Source organism: Pseudomonas sp. KH_050 (genome assembly GCF_057838875.1).
In genome coordinates this window covers 2,836,427-2,858,955 of the sequence record NZ_CM174478.1, presented here as the reverse complement: position 1 = coordinate 2,858,955, position 22,529 = coordinate 2,836,427, and the positions used below count along the sequence as shown (strand labels likewise).

22 protein-coding genes are annotated in these 22,529 nt (G+C 59.5%); 17 read left to right on the top strand and 5 right to left on the bottom strand.

What is annotated here, in order from left to right:
* Positions 1-2: 2 nt before the first annotated feature.
* Together AC3IUA_RS13125 and AC3IUA_RS13120 are read right to left on the bottom strand one after the other, a co-directional pair.
* On the bottom strand, positions 3-1,373 hold the full coding sequence (locus tag AC3IUA_RS13125) for an enoyl-CoA hydratase-related protein (protein WP_489361475.1): 1,371 nt from the start codon (positions 1,371-1,373) through the stop codon (positions 3-5).
* Positions 1,374-1,435: 62 nt separating this feature from the next.
* Entirely contained in the window at positions 1,436-2,212 is a 777-nt protein-coding gene (locus AC3IUA_RS13120) for an enoyl-CoA hydratase (RefSeq protein WP_489361473.1), read from the bottom strand.
* A 230-nt stretch (positions 2,213-2,442) separates the two neighbouring features.
* On the opposite strand from AC3IUA_RS13120, the gene AC3IUA_RS13115 reads away from it, so the two are divergent.
* The 15 genes from AC3IUA_RS13115 (at position 2,443) to AC3IUA_RS13045 (ending at position 17,961) form a co-directional block, all read left to right on the top strand.
* Positions 2,443-4,107, top strand: a complete 1,665-nt coding sequence (locus AC3IUA_RS13115) for an AMP-binding protein (protein WP_489361471.1) — start codon at positions 2,443-2,445, stop codon at positions 4,105-4,107.
* 49 nt (positions 4,108-4,156) lie between these two features.
* Positions 4,157-4,924: an SDR family NAD(P)-dependent oxidoreductase gene (locus tag AC3IUA_RS13110; protein WP_489361469.1), complete on the top strand. Its 768-nt coding sequence runs from the start codon at positions 4,157-4,159 to the stop codon at positions 4,922-4,924.
* 14 nt (positions 4,925-4,938) lie between these two features.
* On the top strand, positions 4,939-5,721 hold the full coding sequence (locus AC3IUA_RS13105; RefSeq protein ID WP_489361467.1) for an enoyl-CoA hydratase-related protein: 783 nt from the start codon (positions 4,939-4,941) through the stop codon (positions 5,719-5,721).
* A gap of 60 nt (positions 5,722-5,781) precedes the next feature.
* Positions 5,782-6,921, top strand: a complete 1,140-nt coding sequence (gene aliB / locus AC3IUA_RS13100; RefSeq protein WP_489361466.1) for a cyclohexanecarboxyl-CoA dehydrogenase — start codon at positions 5,782-5,784, stop codon at positions 6,919-6,921.
* Positions 6,922-6,992: 71 nt separating this feature from the next.
* Positions 6,993-7,472: a MarR family winged helix-turn-helix transcriptional regulator gene (locus AC3IUA_RS13095; RefSeq protein WP_489361464.1), complete on the top strand. Its 480-nt coding sequence runs from the start codon at positions 6,993-6,995 to the stop codon at positions 7,470-7,472.
* A gap of 117 nt (positions 7,473-7,589) precedes the next feature.
* Positions 7,590-8,354 (top strand): ABC transporter ATP-binding protein, encoded by a 765-nt coding sequence (locus tag AC3IUA_RS13090; protein ID WP_489361462.1) that lies wholly within the window; start codon positions 7,590-7,592, stop codon positions 8,352-8,354.
* Positions 8,351-9,061: an ABC transporter ATP-binding protein gene (locus tag AC3IUA_RS13085; protein ID WP_489361460.1), complete on the top strand. Its 711-nt coding sequence runs from the start codon at positions 8,351-8,353 to the stop codon at positions 9,059-9,061. Before AC3IUA_RS13090 ends, AC3IUA_RS13085 begins: the two co-directional genes overlap by 4 nt.
* Positions 9,062-9,118: 57 nt before the next feature.
* Positions 9,119-10,354, top strand: coding sequence for an ABC transporter substrate-binding protein (locus AC3IUA_RS13080; protein ID WP_489361458.1), 1,236 nt, complete (start codon positions 9,119-9,121; stop codon positions 10,352-10,354).
* A gap of 51 nt (positions 10,355-10,405) precedes the next feature.
* The gene (locus AC3IUA_RS13075; RefSeq protein WP_489361456.1) at positions 10,406-11,293 is read left to right on the top strand and encodes a branched-chain amino acid ABC transporter permease; all 888 of its coding nucleotides are present in this window, start codon (positions 10,406-10,408) and stop codon (positions 11,291-11,293) included.
* A 3-nt stretch (positions 11,294-11,296) separates the two neighbouring features.
* Complete coding sequence (locus AC3IUA_RS13070) at positions 11,297-12,280, top strand: branched-chain amino acid ABC transporter permease (RefSeq protein ID WP_489361454.1); 984 nt, start codon at positions 11,297-11,299, stop codon at positions 12,278-12,280.
* A gap of 31 nt (positions 12,281-12,311) precedes the next feature.
* Positions 12,312-14,261 carry an AMP-binding protein gene (locus tag AC3IUA_RS13065; protein ID WP_489361453.1) on the top strand — a complete coding sequence of 650 codons (1,950 nt, stop codon included), beginning with the start codon at positions 12,312-12,314 and terminating at the stop codon, positions 14,259-14,261.
* A 14-nt stretch (positions 14,262-14,275) separates the two neighbouring features.
* Positions 14,276-15,034, top strand: coding sequence for a 3-hydroxybutyrate dehydrogenase (locus tag AC3IUA_RS13060; protein WP_489361451.1), 759 nt, complete (start codon positions 14,276-14,278; stop codon positions 15,032-15,034).
* On the top strand, positions 15,034-15,807 hold the full coding sequence (locus AC3IUA_RS13055) for an FAS1-like dehydratase domain-containing protein (RefSeq protein ID WP_489361449.1): 774 nt from the start codon (positions 15,034-15,036) through the stop codon (positions 15,805-15,807). Before AC3IUA_RS13060 ends, AC3IUA_RS13055 begins: the two co-directional genes overlap by 1 nt.
* Positions 15,808-15,967: 160 nt before the next feature.
* Positions 15,968-17,209: an OprD family porin gene (locus AC3IUA_RS13050; RefSeq protein WP_489361448.1), complete on the top strand. Its 1,242-nt coding sequence runs from the start codon at positions 15,968-15,970 to the stop codon at positions 17,207-17,209.
* A gap of 50 nt (positions 17,210-17,259) precedes the next feature.
* On the top strand, positions 17,260-17,961 hold the full coding sequence (locus AC3IUA_RS13045) for a nitroreductase (RefSeq protein WP_489361446.1): 702 nt from the start codon (positions 17,260-17,262) through the stop codon (positions 17,959-17,961).
* 712 nt (positions 17,962-18,673) lie between these two features.
* Here AC3IUA_RS13045 and AC3IUA_RS13040 read toward each other — a convergent pair.
* The 3 genes from AC3IUA_RS13040 to AC3IUA_RS13030 form a co-directional block, all read right to left on the bottom strand.
* Positions 18,674-19,288, bottom strand: coding sequence for a YitT family protein (locus tag AC3IUA_RS13040; RefSeq protein ID WP_489361444.1), 615 nt, complete (start codon positions 19,286-19,288; stop codon positions 18,674-18,676).
* Positions 19,289-19,400: 112 nt separating this feature from the next.
* Positions 19,401-19,574, bottom strand: a complete 174-nt coding sequence (locus AC3IUA_RS13035) for a hypothetical protein (RefSeq protein ID WP_489361442.1) — start codon at positions 19,572-19,574, stop codon at positions 19,401-19,403.
* Positions 19,567-19,773 carry a hypothetical protein gene (locus AC3IUA_RS13030; protein WP_489361441.1) on the bottom strand — a complete coding sequence of 69 codons (207 nt, stop codon included), beginning with the start codon at positions 19,771-19,773 and terminating at the stop codon, positions 19,567-19,569. The genes AC3IUA_RS13035 and AC3IUA_RS13030 overlap by 8 nt, the downstream gene beginning before the upstream one ends.
* Before the next feature lie 203 nt (positions 19,774-19,976).
* Here AC3IUA_RS13030 and AC3IUA_RS13025 point away from each other — a divergent pair, with 203 nt between their 5' ends.
* Positions 19,977-20,354, top strand: coding sequence for a DUF2946 domain-containing protein (locus tag AC3IUA_RS13025; protein WP_489361439.1), 378 nt, complete (start codon positions 19,977-19,979; stop codon positions 20,352-20,354).
* 130 nt (positions 20,355-20,484) lie between these two features.
* Positions 20,485-22,518, top strand: a complete 2,034-nt coding sequence (locus tag AC3IUA_RS13020; RefSeq protein WP_489361438.1) for a TonB-dependent receptor family protein — start codon at positions 20,485-20,487, stop codon at positions 22,516-22,518.
* Positions 22,519-22,529 lie beyond the last annotated feature (11 nt).

The following is a 22,529-nucleotide window of genomic DNA, read 5'->3' as shown; positions in this document are numbered from 1 at the left end:
GTTCAGCCTTGCTGATCCTGCTCGGCGAAAGTCTTGCCTTCGGCGACCAGGCGCTCCAGCAGTGGAGCCGGTTTCCAGTGCTCGCCGTAATGCTGGTGAAACTCACGAATATGCTGCAGGACGGCTGGCAGGCCGATCTGATCGGCGAGGAACATCGGCCCGCCACGATGGGCCGGGAAGCCGAAGCCCGTCAGGAAAATCACATCGATATCACTGGCGCGTCGGGCGATGCCCTCTTCGAGAATCCGCGCGCCTTCATTGATCAATGCGTAGATCGGTCGTTGCCAGTGGCGCTGTGGATCGCTCTCGACCTTGACCGCGAGTGACGGTTTTCGAACCACCGCGTCGAGCTTCAGGCCGAGCATGTCGAGCATGGCGAACGGGCCTGTCGCCATGCCGAACTCGCGCAACGCAGCGTCCACCTGCGCCACACTGACACCCTCCTCCACCAGCAACCCGGCCTCGCGGATATAGTGCAAGGCCATGCGATTGCCGACGGTAACCGACACATCAGGATCGACGACTTTAGCCGCCTTACGCTCCGCGAAAAACTTGTGGATCAGCGCGGCGCGCTGTGGCGACGCCAGGCACTCGAGAAACAGCGCACGCTCGCGCTGCAGACCATCGCTCAGTGGCAGAGTGGTCGCCGCTTCGATGGCGGCAATACAGCGCAGCGGCGAGAACAAACCGGGCTGACTACGTTGCACCTCTGCGCGCTTGGCCATCAGCAGTTCGGCATTGCTGCTGCCGACAGCTGCTGGCACCGTGGCCTGGCCACTGCGTCGCGGCTGCACGCCTTGCGCCAGTAACTGCGCGGCGTAAGCCAGGCCGGCGGCCAACGGCTCGCCGTCGTACAGCTCATCGACGATACCGCTACGCCTGGCCTCGACCGCGCTGATCGGTTCTCCGCCGACGATCATCTCCAGTGCCAGTGCCACACCGGCCAGGCGCGGTAAACGCTGGGTACCACCGGCACCCGGCAACAAACCGAGCTTGACCTCTGGCAGTCCGACTTTGGCGCTGTCCTGAATGATCCGGTAATGACAGGCCAGCGCCACTTCAAGACCGCCGCCCAACACCGACCCATGCAGTACCGCCAGGGACGGCTTGTTGAAGCTTTCCAGAGATCGGGTCACGTCCGGCAGGATCGGCGCTTGCGGCGGTTTGCCAAACTCGCGGATATCGGCACCGGCAATAAAGGTTCTACCCGCGCAATACAGCAGCACCAGCTTGATGTCCGGATCCTGTTCGGCGGCGGTGAACGCTGCCAGCAGGCCCGCGCGCACGCTTTGGCCAAGGGCATTGACCGGCGGATTATCGATGCGCACAACAGCTATCGCCCCTTCACGGGACCACTGCACGGGAGAAGACATCGGGTAACTCCTGCAGGACTTTTGCCTGCTTTTATTGTTGTTTTGGCCGGGTAAAAAATCGCTTAACGGTGTTTCCAGAGGGGCTTTCGCTTCTGCACGAAGGCCTGCATGCCTTCCTTTTGATCTTCGCTGGCGAAGCATGCGTGCAGCAGGCGCCGCTCGAAATGCACGCCCTCGGCCAAGGTGGTTTCAAAGGCGCGATCGACCGCTTCTTTATTGAGTTTGACCGCGATCGACGATTGCCCGGCTATCTGCCGGGCGATCTGCAGGGCTTCGTCGAGCAGGCTCGCCGCCGGCACCACGCGGCTGACCAGCCCACTGCGCTCGGCTTCCGCCGCGTCCATCATGCGTCCGGTCAGGCACAGATCCATGGCTTTGGCCTTGCCCACCGCACGAGCCAGGCGCTGGGTACCACCGGCGCCCGGCAAAGTCCCGATTTTCACTTCCGGCTGACCAAAACGGGCGCTGTCGGCGGCAATGATCAGATCGCACATCATCGCCAGCTCGCAACCACCGCCCAGAGCCACCCCGGACACTGCGGCGATCACCGGCTTGCGGCAGCGAGTCACCTCCTCCCAGTTGGCCGTCACGAAGTTCTCCAGATAAACGTCGGCGAACCCCTTGAACTGCAACTCGACGATATCGGCACCCGCGGCGAAGGCCTTTTCGTTACCGGTAATCACCATGGCGCGAATGCCGTCGTCGCGTTCGAAGGCACGCAGCGCCTCGCCCAGTTCATTCATTAGCGCGTCGCTCAAAGCATTGTGCATCGCGGGTCGATTGAGCCGGATCAGACCGACGCTCTCATGACGCTCAACCAGAATATTGTCGTAGGGCATGACATTCACCACTGCTGTCTGACTGCGGCACGCCGCATGAATCGTTGCATGCCGACGTCTGGCCAGATGACCCGAAGTCGGCGCCGAACACTGAGATCGAGTCTAGCCACATAAAAAATTAAAGACAACATGTTGACATAATAAAAAATTAGCGAGTATCTTCAGCTCCATCGGAAAGCCAAAGCTTTCGCCGGAAAAAAGAATAAAACTCCGAATAGCTGGTGGTAAATATGACTATAAAGACGAACATGCAGCCCGAGCGACGTTCCGCCATGCTTGAGTCGGGCGCATTTAATGACAAGATCATTACAGATTATCTCGATCAAGCGCTGTCCAGCGTTCCCGACTCGGCAGCGCTGATTGCCTACCGGGTGAGCGAGGATGAACGCCGCGTCCTCAGCTACCGCGAACTGGATTGCCTGGTGACCCGCGTGGCTGCAGGTTTGGCCGCACTGGGCGTCAACAAGTCCGATGTGGTGTCCTGCCAGCTGCCCAACTGGTGGCAGCTAACAGCTCTGCACCTGGCCTGTGTGCGTATCGGCGCCATTCTCAACCCGCTGATGCCGATTTTCCGTGAGCGCGAACTGGCCTTCATGCTCGGCCACGCACAGAGCCGTGTCCTGGTGATCCCGCACAGTTTCCGTGGCTTCAATTACCCGGCGATGGTGCAGGGGATGCGCGACGAACTGCCCGATCTTGAGCATGTGTTGGTGATTGGTGGCGACGACAGCGCCAACTGCTTCGAGCACGTCCTGCTGCAACGCGCCTGGGAGGAAGAGGTCGACACTCAGGCGTTGTTTGCCGAACGCCGCCTGGCCGGTGACGATGTGGTGCAGCTGCTATACACCTCCGGCACTACCGGTGAGCCGAAGGGTGTACTGCACACCTCCAACACCCTGTTCAGCAACGTACGTCCCTATGCCGAGCGCTTGCAGCTGGGCCCTGACGATATCGTTTTCATGGCCTCGCCAATCGCGCACCAGACCGGTTTCCTCTATGGCCTGATGCTGCCGATTTACCTGAAGAGCACGGCTGTTCTGCAAGACATCTGGGACGCGCGCTTCGCGGTCAAGGTGATCAAAGCCGAGCGGCCGACCTTCACCATGGCGTCGACCCCATTCCTGGCCGATCTGATCGATATTGCCCCCGAGCACCGCGAAGAACTGTCATCGCTGCGTATTTTTGTTGCCGCCGGGGCGCCTATCCCCAGCGCCCTGGTGGAAAAAGCCAGCACTGCGGTAAATGCCAAGGTCATTTCTGCCTGGGGCATGACTGAGAGCGGCGCGGTGACCATGACCCGCTTGCACGACGATGCCGAGCGCGCCATTCATACCGACGGCCTGGCCCTGCCTTTTATTGAGGTGAGCGTCGTCGACGAGCACGGCAATGAAGTTCCCCGCGGCACTGAAGGCAACTTGTTGGCCCGCGGCGGCAGCGTGTTCGTCGGCTATCTCAAGCGCCCCGAACTTTATGGCGTGGATGACCATGGCTGGTTTGCCACCGGCGACCTGGCACGCATGGACGAACATGGCTACATCCGCATCACCGGACGCACCAAGGATGTGGTCATCCGCGGCGGCGAGAACATCCCCGTGGTGGAGATCGAGAACCTGCTCTACAAGCACCCGGCAATTTCCGCCGTGGCGCTGGTTGGTTGCCCGGATCCACGCCTGGGCGAGCGTCTGTGCGCCTATGTGACCCTGCACGACGGCTACTCCAGCCTGAGCCTGGAAGAAGTGGTGAGCTTCCTCCTGCAACAGCGCCTGACCAAGAACTACCTGCCCGAATACCTGGAAGTGCTGCAGGCCTTGCCGCGCACCCCTTCCGGAAAAATCCAGAAATTCAAACTGCGCGAACAGGCCGCGGATATACGCCTGGACTCCGCCAAGCGCTGATCACTGGCAATACCAGAAATTCAATCAAAAACACTATGAGGACTGCTGCATGAAAGGTCTTACTGGAAAAACCGTAATCATCACCGGTGGTGGCGGCGGCATTGGTCGTGCCGTATGCCAGCGCTTTGCCGCTGAAGGCTGCCTGGTTGCGGTGCTTGATCGTGACGCCGCCGCCGCCCGGACCACCGTCGAGCTGATCACCCAAGCCGATGGCAAGGCCAAAGCCTACGCCGCCGACATCACCGATTACGCCGCCATCGTCGAGACCGTGGCAGCCATCGAAAAAGACCTTGGCGTACCGACCGTACTGGTTAATAACGCTGGCTTCGACCGCTTCATGCCCTTCCTCAAGACTGAGCCGGCCATGTGGCAACAGCTGATCTCGATCAACCTGACCGGTGCGCTGAACATGCACCACGTCGTGCTGCCGAAGATGCTTGAAGCCGGTGGCGGCAAGGTCATCAATGTGGCTTCCGACGCCGCCCGCGTCGGTTCCTCTGGCGAAGCCGTGTACGCCGCCTGCAAGGCAGGCCTGGTGGGTCTGTCCAAAACCCTGGCGCGCGAACTGGCGACCAAGAACATCAACTTCAATGTGGTCTGCCCGGGCCCGACCGATACCGCCCTGTTGAAGAGCGTAGCGGCGACCTCGAGCAATCCGGAGAAGCTGATGGAAGCCTTCAAGAACGCCGTTCCGATGCGCCGCCTCGGCCAACCGGAAGATTACCCGGGCATCATCGCCCTGCTCGCCAGCGACGACGCCAACTTCATCACCGGACAGGTTATTTCCGTGTCCGGCGGCCTGACCATGGCCGGCTAACCAGGAGAACTTCCATGATTTACGAAGACATTCTGTACACCGAAGTCGAAGGTGTTGCGACCATCACCATCAACCGTCCGGATCGCTACAACGCCTTCCGCGGCCAGACCTGCATGGAGCTGATCCACGCCTTCAATCGCGCTGGCTGGAACAAGGAAGTCGGCGTCATCGTGTTCACTGGCGCGGGCGACAAAGCGTTCTGCACCGGCGGTGATCAAGGCGCTCATGAAGGTCAGTACGACGGCCGCGGCCTGATCGGTCTGCCGGTAGAAGAATTGCAGGGCCTGATCCGTGAAGTACCGAAACCGGTGATCGCCCGGGTCAATGGTTTCGCCATCGGCGGCGGCCACGTGCTGCACGTCGTCTGCGACCTGACCATCGCCTCCGACAAGGCCATCTTCGGTCAGGTCGGCCCGAAAGTCGGCTCGGTTGACCCGGGATTCGGCACCGCCTACCTGGGTCGCATCATCGGCGAGAAACGCGCCCGTGAGATCTGGTACCTGTGCCGCAAATACAGCGCTCAGCAAGCCTACGACTGGGGCCTGGTCAACGCGGTAGTGCCCCATGAAGAACTGGATGCCGAAGTACAGAAATGGTGCGACGAGATCCTCGAGAAGAGCCCGACCGCCCTGTCCATCGCCAAGCGCTCGTTCAACGCCGACAGCGCCAACATCGCGGGCATCGGCGCGCTGGGAATGCAGGCTCTGAGCCTGTACTACGACACCGATGAAGCCAAGGAAGGGACTGCGGCGTTCAAAGAGAAACGCAAGCCGGAGTTCCGCAAGTTCTACAAGTGATCCCAGTTCCGGCAGCTTCTGCGCTGCCGGCACAACCCCGGCCCAGGCTTGGAGAGAACCATGAATTTCGCATTCGATGAACAACAAAACGCTATTCGTGACAACGTTGCCCGCTTTAGCGCCGACGTGCTTGCGCCTGGTTATCGCACTCGTGACCTTGAGGGAAAAATCGAGCGTTCAGTGATCCAGCAGATGGGCGAAATGGGCCTGCTCGGTGGCGAATTGCCGGAAGAATTCGGTGGCAGCGGCCTGGACTGCGTCACCGCAGGCATCATCATCGAGGAAATCTCCCGCGGTGACTTTAACGTGGGTTATATACCGCTGCTGGCTTCGCTGAACGGCCAGATCATCGCCCAGCACGCCTCGCCGGAACTGGCCAAGGAGTGGCTGAGCGCGATCACCGCCGGGCAGAAAATTGTCTGCATCGCCCTGACCGAACCCAGTGGCGGTTCCGACGCAGCCAGCCTGCGCATGAAGGCCGAGCGCAAAGGCGACGTCTATGTCCTGAACGGCGAGAAGACTTCCATCTCCATGGCCGATCAGTCGGACGTTGCGGTAGTCTTTGCCCGCACCGGCACCCAGGAGTCGCGCGCCAACGGCATCAGTGCCTTCCTGGTACCGATGACTCTGCCAGGCATCAGCACCACGCGTTTCGAAGACGCCGGCCAGCGTGCCATCGGCCGCGGTTCGATCTTCTTCGACAATGTGGAAGTACCCGCAAACCATCGTCTGGGGGATGAGGGCAAAGGCTTCAAACAAGTGATGCAGGGCTTCGACTACAGCCGTGCGTTGATCGGCCTGCAGTGCCTGGCGATAGCCCAGCAGTCGCTGGACGAAACCTGGAAATGGCTGACCGAACGCCAGGCCTTCGGCCAGAACCTCTCGGCCTTCCAGGGTCTGACCCATCCGCTCGCCGAATTACAGACCTATGTGCATGCCGCCCGCCTTCAGTGCTACTACGCGCTGTGGCTAAAGGACAACAAGTTGCCACACAATGCCGAGGCGGCAATGAACAAATGGTGGGGGCCAAAGCTGGCGTTCGACGTGGTCAAGCAGTGTCTGCTGGCCCACGGTCATACCGGCTACGGCGAGGACCTGCCATTTGCCCAGCGCCTGCGCGATGTGCTCGGCCTGCAAATCGGTGACGGCACCGCACAGATAATGAAAAATATCATCGCCCGGGAATTCGTTCCCAAGTGACGCCTTGTTTGCTCCGGCAGGCAGGGTGTTGTCATAAACACTAGCGCCGACCGGATCGACAAGGAATCTCAATGACCAGCAATAACACCAGGGGAATACCCAACCGCCTGTTCTTCAGGCTGTTCCAGACGGGCAATACCCTGCAACGGCAAGTGCAAAACGAGATGGGCATCAGCACCGTGCAGTGGGCGGTGCTCGGCGCCCTGTCCCGCGAAGGCTACGAGGAAGGCATCTCGTTCAACCAGTTGACCGAGTACCTGGTGGTCAGCCGGCAGAGTCTGGACGGCGTGCTCAAGCGCATGGAGCGCGACAACCATGTGGTGCGCATACCGCACCCCGACGACGGACGCGCGCGTCTGGTGCAACTGACGGACACCGGGAAGGCGTTCTGGGAGTCGCTGCAGGAAAGGATTTACCAGTTTTACCAGCAGGCGTTGAAAGGCTTCAGTTTCGACGACAGTGTCAGCCTGCTGCATTTTCTCACCAAGTTGCATGTCGATTTGGCCAAGGTCGCCCTTGGCAACGGGTTGCCGGACCAGCCGGAGGACTAGCAGGCTCAACACCTCTTCCCTTCCTGCCTCCGCGCCCTGCGGTAAGGCTTCACCCATGCTCCCGGGCATGGTGCCGGTGAATAAAAACAATCACTACCTGGCAGGAAGAGCACAGCAATGAGCAACGTCATCCTCGAAACACGGGGATTGACCAAAGAGTTCAACGGCTTCACTGCCGTCAACTCGGTCGATCTCAAGGTACAAACAGGGCATATCCACGCGCTGATCGGTCCCAACGGCGCGGGCAAGACTACCTTTTTCAACTTGTTGACCAAGTTCCACGCCCCCACCCAGGGGCAGATTTTGTATCAGGGGCAGGAAATCACTGCCCTTAAATCCAACCAGATCGCCCGCCAGGGTCTGGTCCGTTCGTTCCAGATTTCGGCGGTGTTCGGTCACATGACCGCCCTGGAAAACGTGCGGGTCGCGCTACAGCGCGGCGAAGGAAACTCCTGGCACTTCTGGGTCCCGGAAAAACGCCTGAACCACCTCAATGAGCGCGCTCTGCAGCTGTTGTGCGAAGTCGGCCTGGAGGCCTATGCCAGCGTGCTGGCAGTGGAGATGCCGTACGGCCGCAAGCGCGCGCTCGAACTGGCCACCACCCTGGCGCTGGAACCGACCCTGATGCTGCTTGACGAGCCGACCCAGGGCATGGGCAGCGAGGACGTGGACGTAGTCGTCGAGCTGATTCGCCGCGTCTCCGCCGGGCGCACTGTGCTCATGGTCGAACACAACCTGAGCGTGGTCAGCCGTCTGTGCGACCGCATCACGGTACTGGCGCGCGGTGCGGTGCTGGCTGAAGGCGATTACGCCAGCGTCTCGGCCAACTCACTGGTACGCGAAGCCTACATGGGCAAAGAAGCCGATGAGGTGCACGCATGAACCGGCGCAGCGCACAATTGTCCGTCAGCAACCTGCACGCCTTCTACGGTGAGTCCCACGTGCTGCACGGCATCGACCTCGAGGTCTATCCCGGCGAGCTGGTGACGCTGCTCGGGCGCAACGGCTCCGGCCGCAGCTCGACCCTGCGTGCGATCATGAACATGGTCGGCCACCGCACCGGTTCGATCCTCATCAATGGCCGTGAAACCCTGAGCATCGCCGCCCACCGAATTGCTCGCCTCGGTGTGGGTTTCTGCCCGGAAGAACGAGGCATCTTCGCCAGTCTCAGCGTTGAAGAAAACCTGATGCTGCCGCCGACCGTGGCCAGTGGCGGCATGTCGCTGGACGAGATCTACGGCATGTTCCCCAACCTTCACGAACGGCGCAAAAGCCAGGGCACACGCTTGTCCGGCGGAGAACAGCAAATGCTCGCCCTGGCGCGCATCCTGCGTACCGGTGCCAGCCTGCTGCTGCTCGACGAAATCACCGAAGGCCTGGCCCCGGTGATCGTCGAGCGACTCGGCGAGGTCCTGGCGCAACTCAAGCGCCGTGGCATGACCATCGTCCTGGTGGAGCAGAACTTCCGCTTTGCCGCCCCCCTGGCCGACCGGCACTACCTGATCGAACACGGTCAGGTAGTCGACCGGTTCAGCGCCGCGGAGCTGGACGGAAAACGGGAAAAACTCAACGCCATGCTCGGCGTTTAACCCTTGTGTATCCAACCCATAAGAATAACGAGCTCTAATTGAGCCTTGGAGATTCACATGTCAGCTGCTTTCAAATTTGGCACTTCCCGTCTGGCAAAAGCCGTCGCCAGCGCACTGGTTTTGTGCCTGATGGCCAGTACCGCCCAAGCCAGCATCAATGATGATGAAATCCGCATCGGTTATCTCGACGACTTGAGCGGCCCCTACAGCGACCTGGCCGGCGCCGGTGGCCTGGAAGCGGTGCGCATGGCCGTTGAAGACTTCAACTACAAGGTTGGCGACAAGAAAATCGTGCTGTTCGAGGCCGACCATAAGAACAACGCCGACCTGGGTGCAAACACCGCCCGCGAGTGGATCGACCGGCGCGGTGTCGACCTGATCGCCGGCTTGAACGCCTCGCCGGTAGCCATCGCCGTCACCCGCCTGGTGGAAGAAAAAAACCGCTTCGCCATCGTCTCCACCGCGGCCGCCGCCAGCCTGACCAACGAATACTGCACGCCTAACCACATTCACTACGTCTACGACACCTACTCGGTATCCAACAGTGCGGCCAAGGCCATTGTCGCCAAAGGGGGTGACAGCTGGTATCTGCTGAGCGCCGACTACGCCTTCGGTCATGCCATGGAAGAGCAAGTATCCAAAGCCGTGGCCGAAAGCGGCGGCACGATCGTCGGTAAGGCTCGGCATCCTTTCCAGACCGGTGATTTCTCGTCTTACGTCCTTCAGGCTCAGGCCTCGGGGGCGAAGATCATCGGCCTGGCCAGCGCCGGCTCTGACCTGGTCAACGCCATTTCCACCGCCAAACAGTTCGGCCTGATGGAAGGTGGGCAGACCATCGCCAGCCTCATGGTGTTCATCACTGATATCAAAGCCATCGGCCTGCCAACCGCCCAGGGCACCCGGTTCGTGACCGGCTGGTACTGGGACATGAACGACGAATCCCGCGCCTGGGCCAACCGTTACTACGAGCGTATCAAGCGCATGCCGACCATGGTCCAGGCCGGTCTCTACTCCAGCACCACGCAGTACCTGAAAGCCATCGAAGCCACGGGCTCCGATGATCCTGCGGTGGTGCGCGAGTACCTGATGAAAACCCCAATCAACGACATGTTCAGCCACAACGGACGCGTGCGCGTCGACGGCCGCATGGTCCACGACATGTACCTGGCCCAGGTGAAGACCCCGCAAGAGTCGAAGAGTGATTGGGACCTTTTCAAGATCCTCGGCACCATCCCGGCCGACGACGCCTTTCTGCCGCTCTCTGAAAGCAAGTGCAAGCTCGTCAAGAACTGATCCTCGGGTCACGAGCGCATAGCCCCTGTAACCCGCTAGAGGACGACGGCAATGACAGTAATATTCGGTGTGCCCTTGGCTGTAATGTTTGGCCAGCTATTGCTGGGCCTGATCAACGGCGCGTTTTACGCGTTATTGAGTCTTGGGCTGGCGGTGATTTTCGGCTTGCTGCGCATCATTAACTTTGCGCATGGCGCGCAGTACATGGTGGGCGCCTTCGCGGCACTGCTGTTGCTCGAATACTTCGGTATCAACTACTGGGCGGCGCTGTTTCTGGTGCCTCTGACCGTTGGCACCCTGGGTATCCTCATCGAGCGTCTGCTGCTGCGGCGCATCGCTCACCTGGATCATCTCTACGGCCTGCTGCTGACCTTTGGCCTGGCCATGATCATCGAAGGCAGCTTCATCAATGTCTTCGGTGTTTCCGGCAGCAGTTATCCGATCCCGCAAGCCTTGCAAGGCGGATTCAAGCTGGACTTCATGTTCCTGCCAGCCTACCGCGCGTGGGTGCTGGCAGCAGGCTTGGGCATGTGCCTGTTCACCTGGTGCATGATCGAAAAAACCCGCCTCGGCGCCTATCTGCGCGCCGGCACCGAAAAACCCGGGCTGATGCAGGCTTTCGGCGTCAACGTGCCCCTGCTGACCACCCTGACCTACGGCTTCGGCGTGGCGCTTGCGGCCTTCGCCGGCGTGCTGGCGGCGCCGATTTACTCGGTATCGCCGACCATGGGCTCGAATCTGTTGATCGTGGTCTTCGCAGTGGTGGTGATCGGCGGCATGGGATCGATCATGGGCGCCATCATCACCGGTGTGGCCATGGGTTTGATCGAAGGCCTGACCAAGGTCTTCTGGCCCGAGGCGGCCGGAACCGTGATCTTCTTCGTGATGATTCTGGTTTTGCTGATTCGCCCCAATGGTCTGTTCGGAAAGGAGGCGTAAGCCATGAATGCCAAAACCAGGCTGTATATCCCGCAACACCGCGAAGCCCACGAACAACGCCAACTGAACATGCTGTACCTGGCCCTGATTGTCATCGGCCTGGTGGCGCCCTGGGTCGCTTATCCGGTGTTCCTGATGAAGCTGTTGTGCTTCGGCCTGTTCGCCTGCTCTTTCAACCTGTTGCTTGGCTACACGGGCCTGCTCTCCTTCGGGCATGCGGCCTTCCTCGCGGCCGGCGGCTACAGCACGGGTTACCTGATGAGCCAACACCCGGGTGTCGGCCCGGAACTGGCGATCATCGGCGGCACCCTGGCTGCAGCCCTGATCGGCGCGGTTTTCGGCGCCCTGGCCATTCGCCGTCAAGGTATCTACTTCGCGATGATTACGCTGGCCCTGGCGCAGTTGCTGTACTTCCTGTTCCTCAAGGCTCCGTTCACCGGCGGTGAAGACGGGCTGCACGGCATCAGTCGCGGCAAGCTGCTGGGCTTCATCGACCTGGCCAACAACAACGCCATGTACTACTTCGTGCTGGCTATCACCGTGCTCGGGTTTGCCCTGGTTCGCCGCGTGGTGCACTCGCCCTTCGGCCAGATCCTCAAGGCCATCCGCGAGAACGAGGACCGCGCCACCTCCCTGGGCTACAACGTCAATCGCTACAAGTGGCTGGCGTTCGTCATTTCCTCGGGTATCGCGGGCCTGGCTGGCTCGACTAAAGCCGTGGTGTTCCAGCTGGCGACCCTGACCGATGCGCACTGGCATATGTCCGGCGAGGTGGTGCTGATGACCTTGCTCGGCGGTGTCGGCACCTTGCTCGGCCCCTTCGTCGGTGCCGCCATTGTGGTCTCGCTGCAACACCTTCTGGCCGAATCGCCCCTGGGCACGTGGGGCGCGCCAATTCTGGGCGGCATCTTCGTGATCTGCGTGCTGTGCTTTCGCTCAGGCGTGGTCGGCTGGATCAAGCTGCTGATTAATAAAAACTTCAAATAACGCGCAGATGAATAACGATCAGGAGATAGGCATGAACAGTTCCGTCGTTTGGACACCCAGCAAGGAATCTATCCAGCGCACCCGACTGCATCAATGGATGCAAACACTGGGCGAAAGCGACTACGAGGGCTTTCTCGAGCGCTCGACCAATGATCCACAATGGTTTGCCCAAGCCCTGGAGCAAGCCCTGGGCATTATTTGGGACACGCCCTATCACACCGCCCTCAACGATGCTGGCGGCATTCAGCATCCCCGCTGGTACGAAGGCGGCCAACTGAACATTGTCCGCTCCACCCTGGAGCGTTGGGCCGAGGAACCGGTCCAGGCCCGGCAACCGGCACTGATCTGGGAAAGCGAGGACGGTCAGGTCGTTGAAGTCAGCTACGGCGAACTCGCGCGGCGGGTGAACAACGTCGCTCAGGGTCTCAGCGAGCTGGGCGTAGCGGCTGGCGACCGTGTGGCGATCTACATGCCGATGCTGATCGAAACCGTGGTTGCGCTGCTGGCAGTGGTCAAGCTCGGGGCCATCTTCACCCCGGCGTTTTCCGGCTACGGCGCCGAAGCGCTGGCGACGCGCCTGGAGGCCAGCGGCGCCAAGCTGTTGATCACCGCTGATGGCTTCCTGCGCCGCGGCAAAGTCATCCGCATGAAAGAAGAGGCCGACAAGGCCGCCGAACTGAGTCCGATGCTGGAGAAGGTGGTGGTGGTCAAACGCCTGGGACGTGATACTCCCTGGCACAGCCGCGATATCGATTTCGCAGACCTGCAAGCCTGTGACGGCAGCCAGTGCCCAACCGCCGTGGTCGACAGCCAGTCACCGATGATGATCATCTACACCTCGGGCACCACCGGTAAACCCAAGGGCGCGGTGCATACCCATAGCGGCTTCCCGCTCAAGGCAGCGCTGGACGTGGGTCTGTGCATGGATGTCGGGCAAAACGACCGCCTGTTCTGGATCACCGACATGGGGTGGCTGACCGGCCCGGTGGTCGTCTTCGGCAGCCTGATCAATGGCGCCTGTGCAGTACTGTATGAAGGCTCGCCGGACTACCCGCAAGCGGATCGGGTCTGGCAGTTGGGAGCACGCCATCAAGCCACCCACATCGGCGTTTCACCTACGTTGGTACGCTCGCTGATGCAGTTTGGTGACGCCATTGCCCAAGGGCACGACCTGAGCGCTCTGCGCGCCTTCACTTCGACCGGCGAACCCTGGAACCCCGAACCCTGGCTATGGCTGTTCAACACTGTCGGCCAGGGTCGCTACCCGATCATCAACTATGCCGGCGGAACCGAAATCGGCGGCGGCATCCTGACCAATGTGCTGGTCAAACCCATCTCGCCAGTGACCTTCAACAGCCGAATGCCAGGCATGGCGGCCCAGGTCTGCGACGCCGAGGGCCAGTCGGTAAAGCAAACGCTGGGTGAACTGGTGCTGGCCAAGCCGTGGATCGGTATGACCCACAGCTTCTGGCAGGAACCTGAACGCTACGAACAATCGTATTTCGATCGTTTCCCCAACACCTGGGTCCACGGCGATTGGGCGGTGATCGATCCTGAAGGGTTCTGGACCATTACCGGACGCTCCGACGACACCTTGAACGTGGCCGGCAAGCGTATCGGGCCGGCAGAAATGGAATCCATTCTGGTCAGCCATCCGCAGGTACTGGAAGCAGGCGCCATTGGCATTCCGGACGAGATCAAGGGCGAGGCGCCGGTGTGTTTCGTGGTGCTGCACCCCGGCAGCGTGCCGGATGCTGCACTGGAAGCCGAGCTGCTGGATCTTATCGGCAGCAAGCTGGGCAAGGCCATGCGGCCCAAGCAACTGCATTACGTCAGCGAGCTGCCCAAGACCCGCAATGGCAAAGTCATACGCCGGGTGATCCGCGCGGCCTACCTGGGCCAGGACCCCGGCGACCTCTCATCGATGGACAACACCGATGCGCTCTTTGTCATCAGCCGCTGCCGCCTTAAAGCGGCATGATTCGGGAAACTCACATGACTCAACCAGTCCGCACCGTAATCATTACAGGCGCCGCCCAGGGTATCGGTTTAGCGATTGCCCGGGCGTTCGCTGCCCAAGGTGATTTCGTGGCTCTGTGCGACATCAACCTGGCGGCTGCCGAACAGGCTGCCAACCAGCTGCCCAATGCCAGGGCGTATGCCCTGGACGTCACCAGCGAAGCACAGATCGCGGCGTTCTTCGAGCAACTGCTCGCAGAACGACCGACCCTCGATGTACTGGTCAACAACGCCGGCCTGCAGCACATTTCGCCGGTGCAGGACTTCCCGCTGGACAAGTGGAACACCCTGTTGGCGGTGATGCTCACTGGTCCCTTCCTGATGAGTAAACACGCCCTGCCAGGCATGCTCGCGCAACAGAACGGGCGCATCATCAACATCGCCTCGGTCCACGGCAAACTGGCATCACCTTATAAAAGCGCCTACGTCGCCGCCAAACACGGATTGATCGGTCTCACCCGCGCCCTGGCCCTGGAGACCGCCAACCAGGGGATCACTGCCAACGCCCTACTCCCAGGCGCGGTGCGTACCTCGCTGGTGGAAAAGCAACTGCCGCAACTGGCTGCCCAGGATGGCATCAGCGAGGAAGAGGCGCTGCAACGACACATCCTCGCTCGCCAACCGATGAAGCGTCTGCTGGAACCCAGTGAAATCGGCGACAGTGCAGTGTTTCTTGCCTCCTATGCGGCACGCGCGATTACCGGTGAGTCGCTCAGCGTCTCGGGAGGCTGGTAATGCTGACCGACCTCAGCCACCTCAAGGGTCATCGTTTTGCCGACTGCAGTTGGTCGTTCACGCCCCAGCGGGTGAGTGCCTTGAACCTTGCAATCGGCCTCGCGCCACACCGCACCGAGCCTGCGCCGACACTGGCTTTCAGCGCCGACATGGATCACCGGGTAGTCGATCAACTGCTCACCCTGACAGGCCTGGGGGCTCATCAATTACTGCATGGCGAACAGCACTTCCACTACCACCGGCCACTGCAATCCGGCCTGCTCTATAGCAGCAGCGCCGAGTTGACCGAGGTGATCAAAAAGCCGCGCTTCAGCCTGTTGCACAAGAAAACCCTCATGCACACAGCCGACGGTAGCCTGGCCTGCGAAATGCTCAGCGTCTATGTCGCGGTGCCAGTGCCGGGCATACCCGGCAAAGGCCTAGAATTTGAGGTGCAGGACGTCGAGCCAGTGCAAACCGCGATGCCGATCAGCCGCGAGCAAATCGGCGCCTTCGCCCGCGCCTCTGGCGATGACAACCGCGTGCATCTGGAGCCGGCCATTGCTTGTCGGGCCGGGCACGCGGATGTTTTCGCACAGGGAATGCTGGGCATGGGGATGCTCGGCACGCTATTGGATCCTGCACATCTACAGCGGTTTGGCGTGCGCTTCCTGTCACCCATTGCGCTGAGCGATCAGCTTCGGCTGTATCAAACAGGCACCCGGTCACGTGAACTTTTACTCACCAATGAAGAAGGCAGAATCCGCATCAGAGGCTACGCCGAACTCAACTGAGTCACCCTTCAGCGACTGTTTAACCACAACAAAAAAGCGAATTTCAACCTTCGCTTTACGGGACGACTCGTCCCTGAAAAATGCTCGTAGTTCAGAAACAAAGCACCTCCTTAAACGCAATAGCTGGCTGTTCTCCACAATAAAAAAAAGAGGTCCAACCATGCTTGACGATTCCAAAACGCTGTCCATTGCACTCGCTATCAGCACCACCTTTGTCGCTCAGCAGGCCGTTGCCGAATTCAATGACGACAGCCACCTGACACTTGAAGCCCGCAACTTCTACATCAACCGTGATTTTCGCGACAACCCGGGCACGGCCCACCACAAAGCTGAAGAATGGGGACAGGGTTTTATGCTGCGTTACAACTCAGGCTTCACCGAAGGCACGGTGGGCTTTGGCGTGGATGCCCTCGGACTGCTCGGACTGAAACTGGATTCCGGCGGTGGAACCAGTGGTGCAGGCGCCTTGCAGGTGCAGGGTGACGGCGACGTTTCAGACAGTTTTGGGTTTGTCGGTGCTACGGCTAAAGCCAAAATGGCCAACAGCGTACTGACCATCGGCACTCATGCACCCACACTGCCGATCGCGTTTCGCAATGACACCCGCCTGTTACCGCAGACGTTTCAAGGTGCGCAGGTGGTCTCCACTGACATCGACAAACTGACGTTGACCGGCGGCCAGTTCCGCGCCACCCGCCTGCGTAACTCGACCGACTACGAAGACATGAACATGTTTGCCGATGGTTCCACCGGAGGCGTAGCCAGTGATCGTTTTAACTATGCAGGTGCCACTTACGCGTTGCTGCCGAGCCTGAACGCAACCTACTTCTTTGCCGAGTTGCAGGACAATTACAACCAGCACTACGGCAATCTCATTCACAACCTGGGACTGACTGAAGGATTAAACCTGAAGTCGGAGGTGCGTTATTTCCAGAGCGAGAATGAAGGCCGCACCAACGTTGATAACCGCAACCTGGGGGCCATGTTCACCCTGTCCTATAAAGGTCATGCCCTTGGCACCAGCTACCAGAACCAGAGCGGCGATACCGGCATGCCCTTCATCGCCGGTGGCACCGATCCCTGGGCATTCAACACCGTTACCTACCACCACTTCCTGCGTGCCCGGGAAGACTCATGGCAGGTTCGCTACGACTACGACCTGGCGACGATCGGAGTCCCGGGGCTGACCTTGATGGCGCGCTATGTGTCAGGCGACAACTTTGAAATCGCCGGGGTAAACGCCAAGGAATGGGAACGTGACGTTGATGTCGCCTACGTCATACAGAGTGGACCTTTGAGAAACGTCAGCCTGAGGTTGCGCAATGTTGCCTACCGCGGCAGCCATACAACGGATGTCGACGAAAACCGCATCATCGTCGGTTACACCTTCAAGTTCTGGTAAGTAATCCTGGCCGCAATCGCGGCCAATGACAGCATAGGGAGACCCCACACATGCATATCGATGCCGCCATCCGCTCACGCAAATCAGTCCGCAGTTTCAAGCCATGGGAAGTTCCGAAACCGGTGATCGAACATATTCTCAAGGTAGCGTCACGGGCACCCAGCGGTAATAACGTACAGCCCTGGCATGTGCATGTCTTGACTGGCCAGGCCAAACAATCCCTATGCGACGATATTCTCGCAGCAGCAACAAACGATGCCGCGCAGCATGCTGCCGAATACGAGTACTACCCAACCGCCTGGTTCGAGCCCTATCAGCAACGCCGCCGCGAGGTCGGCTTCAGCCTGTATGAAAAACTCGGCATCGAACGCAACGATGCAACTGCCCGTCATGAGCAAATGCTACGCAACTACCAGTTCTTCGATGCCCCGGTAGGCCTGCTGATCAGCCTGGATCGCCGACTCAACACGGGCAGTTATATGGATTTAGGCATGTTCATCCAGAACATCCTGCTCGCCGCCAGGGGCCAGGGTTTACATACCTGCGCCCAAGCCGCGTTCGCCTGGTACCACCAGGTAATACGCCAACACTTGCCTCTCGCGGATAACGACATCCTGGTCTGTGGCATTGCGCTTGGCCATGAAGATCGTGACGCACCAGAAAACAGCCTGCAAACCCCACGCGAACCGGTGGCGAGCTTCGCCTCCTTCCATGGTTTCAGCCAACCTGCCGATGGCCCGATCCGTAGCTGACGATCTTGCCGCCCCGCCCTGTGCGCGAGGCTCTACATCGGGGCTTTCGTGCACAAAAAATGTCCTTGTCGGTGCATTGTTGCGGTAAATGCAACAAACTGTTACATTTTGTTAGCTGGCTATCAAATAGCAGGCTTGGTAATTTGCATAAATTCAAAGGTTGAACATCCGTCTTATGTAAAAACCGGGTTCAACTAATGCGTTTCCTGACTTAATTGATGAATTGGCTCAACGAAAATAATTCGTACCGTTCGCACGGTCCGTGACAGAACTCCGCAATCGCTGAATCAATCTGTTTTTTTCGCATTGCGACGCCATCAAAACTCATCAACCTTAACGACATGACAACCCATACAGAAAAATCATCTCAACGCTGTAAAAGCTGGCGACTTGACGTAAATAATCGCATTCTACTCAACGGCATCAGTCAAATATCCTTGACAAAAATAGAGAGTCTGATTGTAAGAAACATGCACCTGAAAGAGGAGCGCATCATCAGCAAAGAAGAGCTGATTTATAGTATCGGAAGAGAACCCGACCGCTATTGCGGTCTGGAAATGATTTTGAGTCGACTACAGGTAAAGTTCAAAAAGTGTTTTGCCGGGGAGCGCCTGTTTCGTGCAGTAAGAAATCGCGGCTACTGTCTGACTCAAAGAATATATATGGAGTGAGATCCCTCTCACACATCTCATCTGCCCGCTAGTGCCGACGGTCACGCTGCGTAGCGGTGAGGCCGATGATTCATCGCAATGATCAGGTTTAACACCACCGCTCCCGCTATGGAGACGATCAGCGCTGGCACACTCACGACGTACAGCGAAGCCAGCATGACCGCAACGTCCACCATCAACTGCAGTTTGCCGGCACGCAGGCCTGTTCGGTCCTGCAGGTAGAGCGCAAGGATGTTGACCCCGCCCAGGCTCGCCCGGTGTCTGAACAGCACGATGAAGCCCAGCCCCATGATCAGGTTGCCGAACAAGGTGGCATAGATTGGCTGGAGCTGATCGATATGGATAAAACGCAAATGCAGGTCAGTGAACAGCGAAACCAGGGCGACTGCGCAAAAGGTCTTGAGTGTGAACGCCCAGCCCATGCGCCGGATGGCGAGGTAATAGAAAGGCAGATTGATCAGGAAGAAAGCCGTGCCGAATGAAACCTGCGAGGCGTAGTGGATCAGGAAAGCCACTCCCGCCGTACCGCCTGTGAGCGCACCCGCCTGGCGTAGCAGCATGATGCCGAACGAGACCATCAACGTGCCGACGAGCACGGCCAAAACATCTTCCAGCAGGGTGTGCTGTACACGGGAAACTGGAGTGACTTCAACCATACAGAATACTCAATCGCCGGAAATGTCGAGACGGGATTGATCCCTGAGCAACCGCAACAGGACCCAGCCGTAGACGGCTGAATCACGCCAGACACTCACGATCAATAATTCACTACTGAACCAGCAGGCAGGCCACCAGGCCCACCCACAGCAGGCCGGCCATCGACCAACGAACGCCCGACCCTGAACCAACATCGTCCACGGCTACCGGACGCCTGGAATTGGCCCGATAGGCCGCAAAGCACTCGGCGCTTTGCTCAAGGTTGCCCGCGTTGACTTCAAACATAAGAATCGCCCCATTGGTGCGACACGTCTTTGCGCTGGATCAAGGTATCCATTGCAGGCGTCATGTCGATTGCACAAATGCGGGTCGCCACCTGATGAGGTCCGGCCCGCCTGGTATGGCCATCAGCGCAACAGATTTGATGATTCGCGTTGCTGATGGAAAGCTCGACCTTATGCAATCCATTAATCATGCCAATCATTAACGGGCTGTTTATCAGGGAATTGGCGTTATTCGGGTAGTTTTAACCCCGGAACAGTGGGTGAATTAAACCCTGATGCAGGGTAGTAAGTACCATGGTCTAGTGCAGCGGGAACTGGCAGGGTTCCGGCATTAGCCCCTGCGGCAATCGGCCACTCGCAACATCTGTTCCCCGGAAGAAATTCGGTGCTAGAGTCGCCGCCCATGAAACTTGCCCGCCATGACCGCTCACTAACTGCATGGATCCTGTACGCCAGCGTCCTGTTCAGTCTGTTCGCCTGCGGAGTTCATCATGGGCAAATGAGCGGTCTGGATCTCAATAGTAGCGGCGGGCTCTTTTGCTCGGTCGACAACCACTCCGCAGCTGGACTGGACGGGGACTCAGGCGACTCAAAAAGCCCAAGCCTGATGCCCTCCCTGGGTTGTCCACTGTGTAGCGCATTCACCTTAAGCATTGGCATGTTGCTTTGCCTTGGCTGGCTGATGCGGCCCACGGGCACTACATTCGCGTATCGAGAACAACGCGCCAGCATCTCTCCCCGCTCCACCTGGCCTCCCGCCAACCCCCGCGCCTCCCCGTAAAAACGTTCGCAGCACCCACATCCGCACCTTCCTGCGGACACCTGAGTGTGTCTGTCTGAACGGCAGCCCGGCCTGAAAAGACGCTGTCTGCCCATTCGAACGCCTAAAAACAAGATGTGAGGAGCGCACCATGCGCCATATTCCGTTGCTGAGCCTGGCCTTGAGCCTGGGCCTGATTCCTTTTGCACAAGCCGAACACCTTGAACTTGAAGAAACCCTGATCAAGAGCGAATACCGCAAGGACCCGACCGCCCCTACTATTTCAGAGACGCGCGCAGATTTCTCGCACATTCCCGGCGCTGCCGCCGTCATCGATGCCGAGACCTACAAGACCGGGCGTAGCAGCACCTTGCAGGATGCCCTGGGCCTGGCTACCGGCGTACTCATCCAGCCACGTTTCGGCGCCGAGGAAGCGCGCCTGTCGATTCGTGGCTCGGGCCTGCAGCGCACTTTCCACGGACGTGGTCTGTTGTTGATGCAGGACGGTGCTCCCGTCAATCTGGCCGATGGCAGTTTCGACTTCCAGACCATCGAGCCACTGGCCGCCGACCATATCGAGGTGCTGCGTGGCGCCAATGCCTGGCGCTATGGTGCAGCCAACCTCGGTGGAGCGATCAACTTCGTCACTCCCACCGGTAAGACCGCGCCACCGGTAGACCTGCGCTATGAGGGAGGCAGCTTTGGCTATCAGCGCCGATACGCTGCTTTCGCCCAGGACTTTGGGGACTGGGATGCTTTCCTGAGCATTTCCGACTCCAACCAGGACGGCTACCGCGAACATTCCAGTCAGGATAACCAGCGCTATTTCGCCAACCTCGGCGGCCGCATCGGCGAACGCCTGGCGACCCGCTTCTACCTGACCCACGTCGAAACCGACTCAGAGCTGCCCGGCAGCCTGACCAAGGCACAGATGCGCAGCGACGCCAGGCAAGCGTCCGCGAGCAGCATCGGCAATGATCAGAAGCGCGACTTCACCCTCAATCGGATCGGCAACATCAGTACCTTGCAGCTGGACAATGGCCACAGCCTGGAGTTGTCCTCGTACTACAGCGAGAAGTCGTTGTCCCACCCGATTTTCCAGGTACTGAATATTGATAGTGAGGACTATGGCGCACGTCTGGCGCATAAGTGGGAGAACAAGGGCTGGCGCTGGACCGGTGGAGTGGAAGCCAGCCAGGGACGCAATTGGGACTCGCGCTACGTCAACGTTGCCGGGCACAAAGGGCGCAAGGTCAACGAGCTGCACCAGACCGGGCGCAACCTCAATGTCTTTGGCGAACTGGAGATCCCGGTGGCCGAACGCTTGGCGTTGATCGGCGGTGTCGCCTGGCTGCATCAGCAGCGAGACGTCGACGACCGTCTCAAGTGCAACGCATCCGTCTCGGCGTTCTGCCTGCCACAGGATGAATCGTTCAACCAGACCTACCAGGGTCATATCGGCCGCATCGGTATACGCCATGACCTGGCGGAAGGGCTGCAGGTGTTTGCCAACCTGAGCCAGAGTCTCGAGCCACCCACCTTCTCCGAACTTACCGGCGGCCAGGTGGTGAACAAAAACAAAGAACAGAAAGCCAATACCGTGGAAGCCGGTATGCGCTGGTCCCGGGAAAACCTCGATCTGGACCTGGCGCTGTACCGCAGCGAGATCCGCGACGAACTGCTCGCGCTCAACGACAGCAATGGCCAGCCGCTGGGAACCGTCAATGCCGACCGCACGATTCACCAAGGCATCGAGTTGGGCGGTTCGCTGACCTTCGATCAGTTCGTGCTGCGCGGCCAGTACCTGTTCAACGACTTCCGCTTCGATGGCGACAACGTCTACGGCGATAACCGCCTGGCAGGCACCCCGCGTCAATTCATCAAGGGCGAAGCCCTGTGGCAGCAGGAAGGCTGGTACGCGGGGCCAACCTTCGAGTGGGTACCTAACCACTACACTGTCGATCAGGCTGCAACCCTGTATGCCGATGGCTATGCGCTTTGGGGTCTGAAGGGTGGCTACCGACCGGCGCAGGGCTTCGGTTTCTTCGTTGAAGGCCGCAACCTCTCCGACAAAACCTACGTTGCCACGACTGGGGTGATAGCCGACGCGAAGGGCCTGGACAGTGCACAGTTCCTGCCCGGCGATGGCCGCAGCCTGTTCGTCGGGCTGGAATGGCGGATGTAAAACCGCTGCTG

Excerpts from the sequence above, each read along its gene's own strand:
- AC3IUA_RS13125 (WP_489361475.1), bottom strand. The coding sequence starts at position 1,373 with ATGTCTTCTCCCGTGCAGTGGTCCCGTGAAGGGGCGATAGCTGTTGTG.
- AC3IUA_RS13120 (WP_489361473.1), bottom strand. The coding sequence starts at position 2,212 with ATGCCCTACGACAATATTCTGGTTGAGCGTCATGAGAGCGTCGGTCTG.
- AC3IUA_RS13115 (WP_489361471.1), top strand. The coding sequence starts at position 2,443 with ATGACTATAAAGACGAACATGCAGCCCGAGCGACGTTCCGCCATGCTT.
- AC3IUA_RS13110 (WP_489361469.1), top strand. The coding sequence starts at position 4,157 with ATGAAAGGTCTTACTGGAAAAACCGTAATCATCACCGGTGGTGGCGGC.
- AC3IUA_RS13105 (WP_489361467.1), top strand. The coding sequence starts at position 4,939 with ATGATTTACGAAGACATTCTGTACACCGAAGTCGAAGGTGTTGCGACC.
- aliB (WP_489361466.1), top strand. The coding sequence starts at position 5,782 with ATGAATTTCGCATTCGATGAACAACAAAACGCTATTCGTGACAACGTT.
- AC3IUA_RS13095 (WP_489361464.1), top strand. The coding sequence starts at position 6,993 with ATGACCAGCAATAACACCAGGGGAATACCCAACCGCCTGTTCTTCAGG.
- AC3IUA_RS13090 (WP_489361462.1), top strand. The coding sequence starts at position 7,590 with ATGAGCAACGTCATCCTCGAAACACGGGGATTGACCAAAGAGTTCAAC.
- AC3IUA_RS13085 (WP_489361460.1), top strand. The coding sequence starts at position 8,351 with ATGAACCGGCGCAGCGCACAATTGTCCGTCAGCAACCTGCACGCCTTC.
- AC3IUA_RS13080 (WP_489361458.1), top strand. The coding sequence starts at position 9,119 with ATGTCAGCTGCTTTCAAATTTGGCACTTCCCGTCTGGCAAAAGCCGTC.
- AC3IUA_RS13075 (WP_489361456.1), top strand. The coding sequence starts at position 10,406 with ATGACAGTAATATTCGGTGTGCCCTTGGCTGTAATGTTTGGCCAGCTA.
- AC3IUA_RS13070 (WP_489361454.1), top strand. The coding sequence starts at position 11,297 with ATGAATGCCAAAACCAGGCTGTATATCCCGCAACACCGCGAAGCCCAC.
- AC3IUA_RS13065 (WP_489361453.1), top strand. The coding sequence starts at position 12,312 with ATGAACAGTTCCGTCGTTTGGACACCCAGCAAGGAATCTATCCAGCGC.
- AC3IUA_RS13060 (WP_489361451.1), top strand. The coding sequence starts at position 14,276 with ATGACTCAACCAGTCCGCACCGTAATCATTACAGGCGCCGCCCAGGGT.
- AC3IUA_RS13055 (WP_489361449.1), top strand. The coding sequence starts at position 15,034 with ATGCTGACCGACCTCAGCCACCTCAAGGGTCATCGTTTTGCCGACTGC.
- AC3IUA_RS13050 (WP_489361448.1), top strand. The coding sequence starts at position 15,968 with ATGCTTGACGATTCCAAAACGCTGTCCATTGCACTCGCTATCAGCACC.
- AC3IUA_RS13045 (WP_489361446.1), top strand. The coding sequence starts at position 17,260 with ATGCATATCGATGCCGCCATCCGCTCACGCAAATCAGTCCGCAGTTTC.
- AC3IUA_RS13040 (WP_489361444.1), bottom strand. The coding sequence starts at position 19,288 with ATGGTTGAAGTCACTCCAGTTTCCCGTGTACAGCACACCCTGCTGGAA.
- AC3IUA_RS13035 (WP_489361442.1), bottom strand. The coding sequence starts at position 19,574 with ATGTTTGAAGTCAACGCGGGCAACCTTGAGCAAAGCGCCGAGTGCTTT.
- AC3IUA_RS13030 (WP_489361441.1), bottom strand. The coding sequence starts at position 19,773 with ATGATTGGCATGATTAATGGATTGCATAAGGTCGAGCTTTCCATCAGC.
- AC3IUA_RS13025 (WP_489361439.1), top strand. The coding sequence starts at position 19,977 with ATGAAACTTGCCCGCCATGACCGCTCACTAACTGCATGGATCCTGTAC.
- AC3IUA_RS13020 (WP_489361438.1), top strand. The coding sequence starts at position 20,485 with ATGCGCCATATTCCGTTGCTGAGCCTGGCCTTGAGCCTGGGCCTGATT.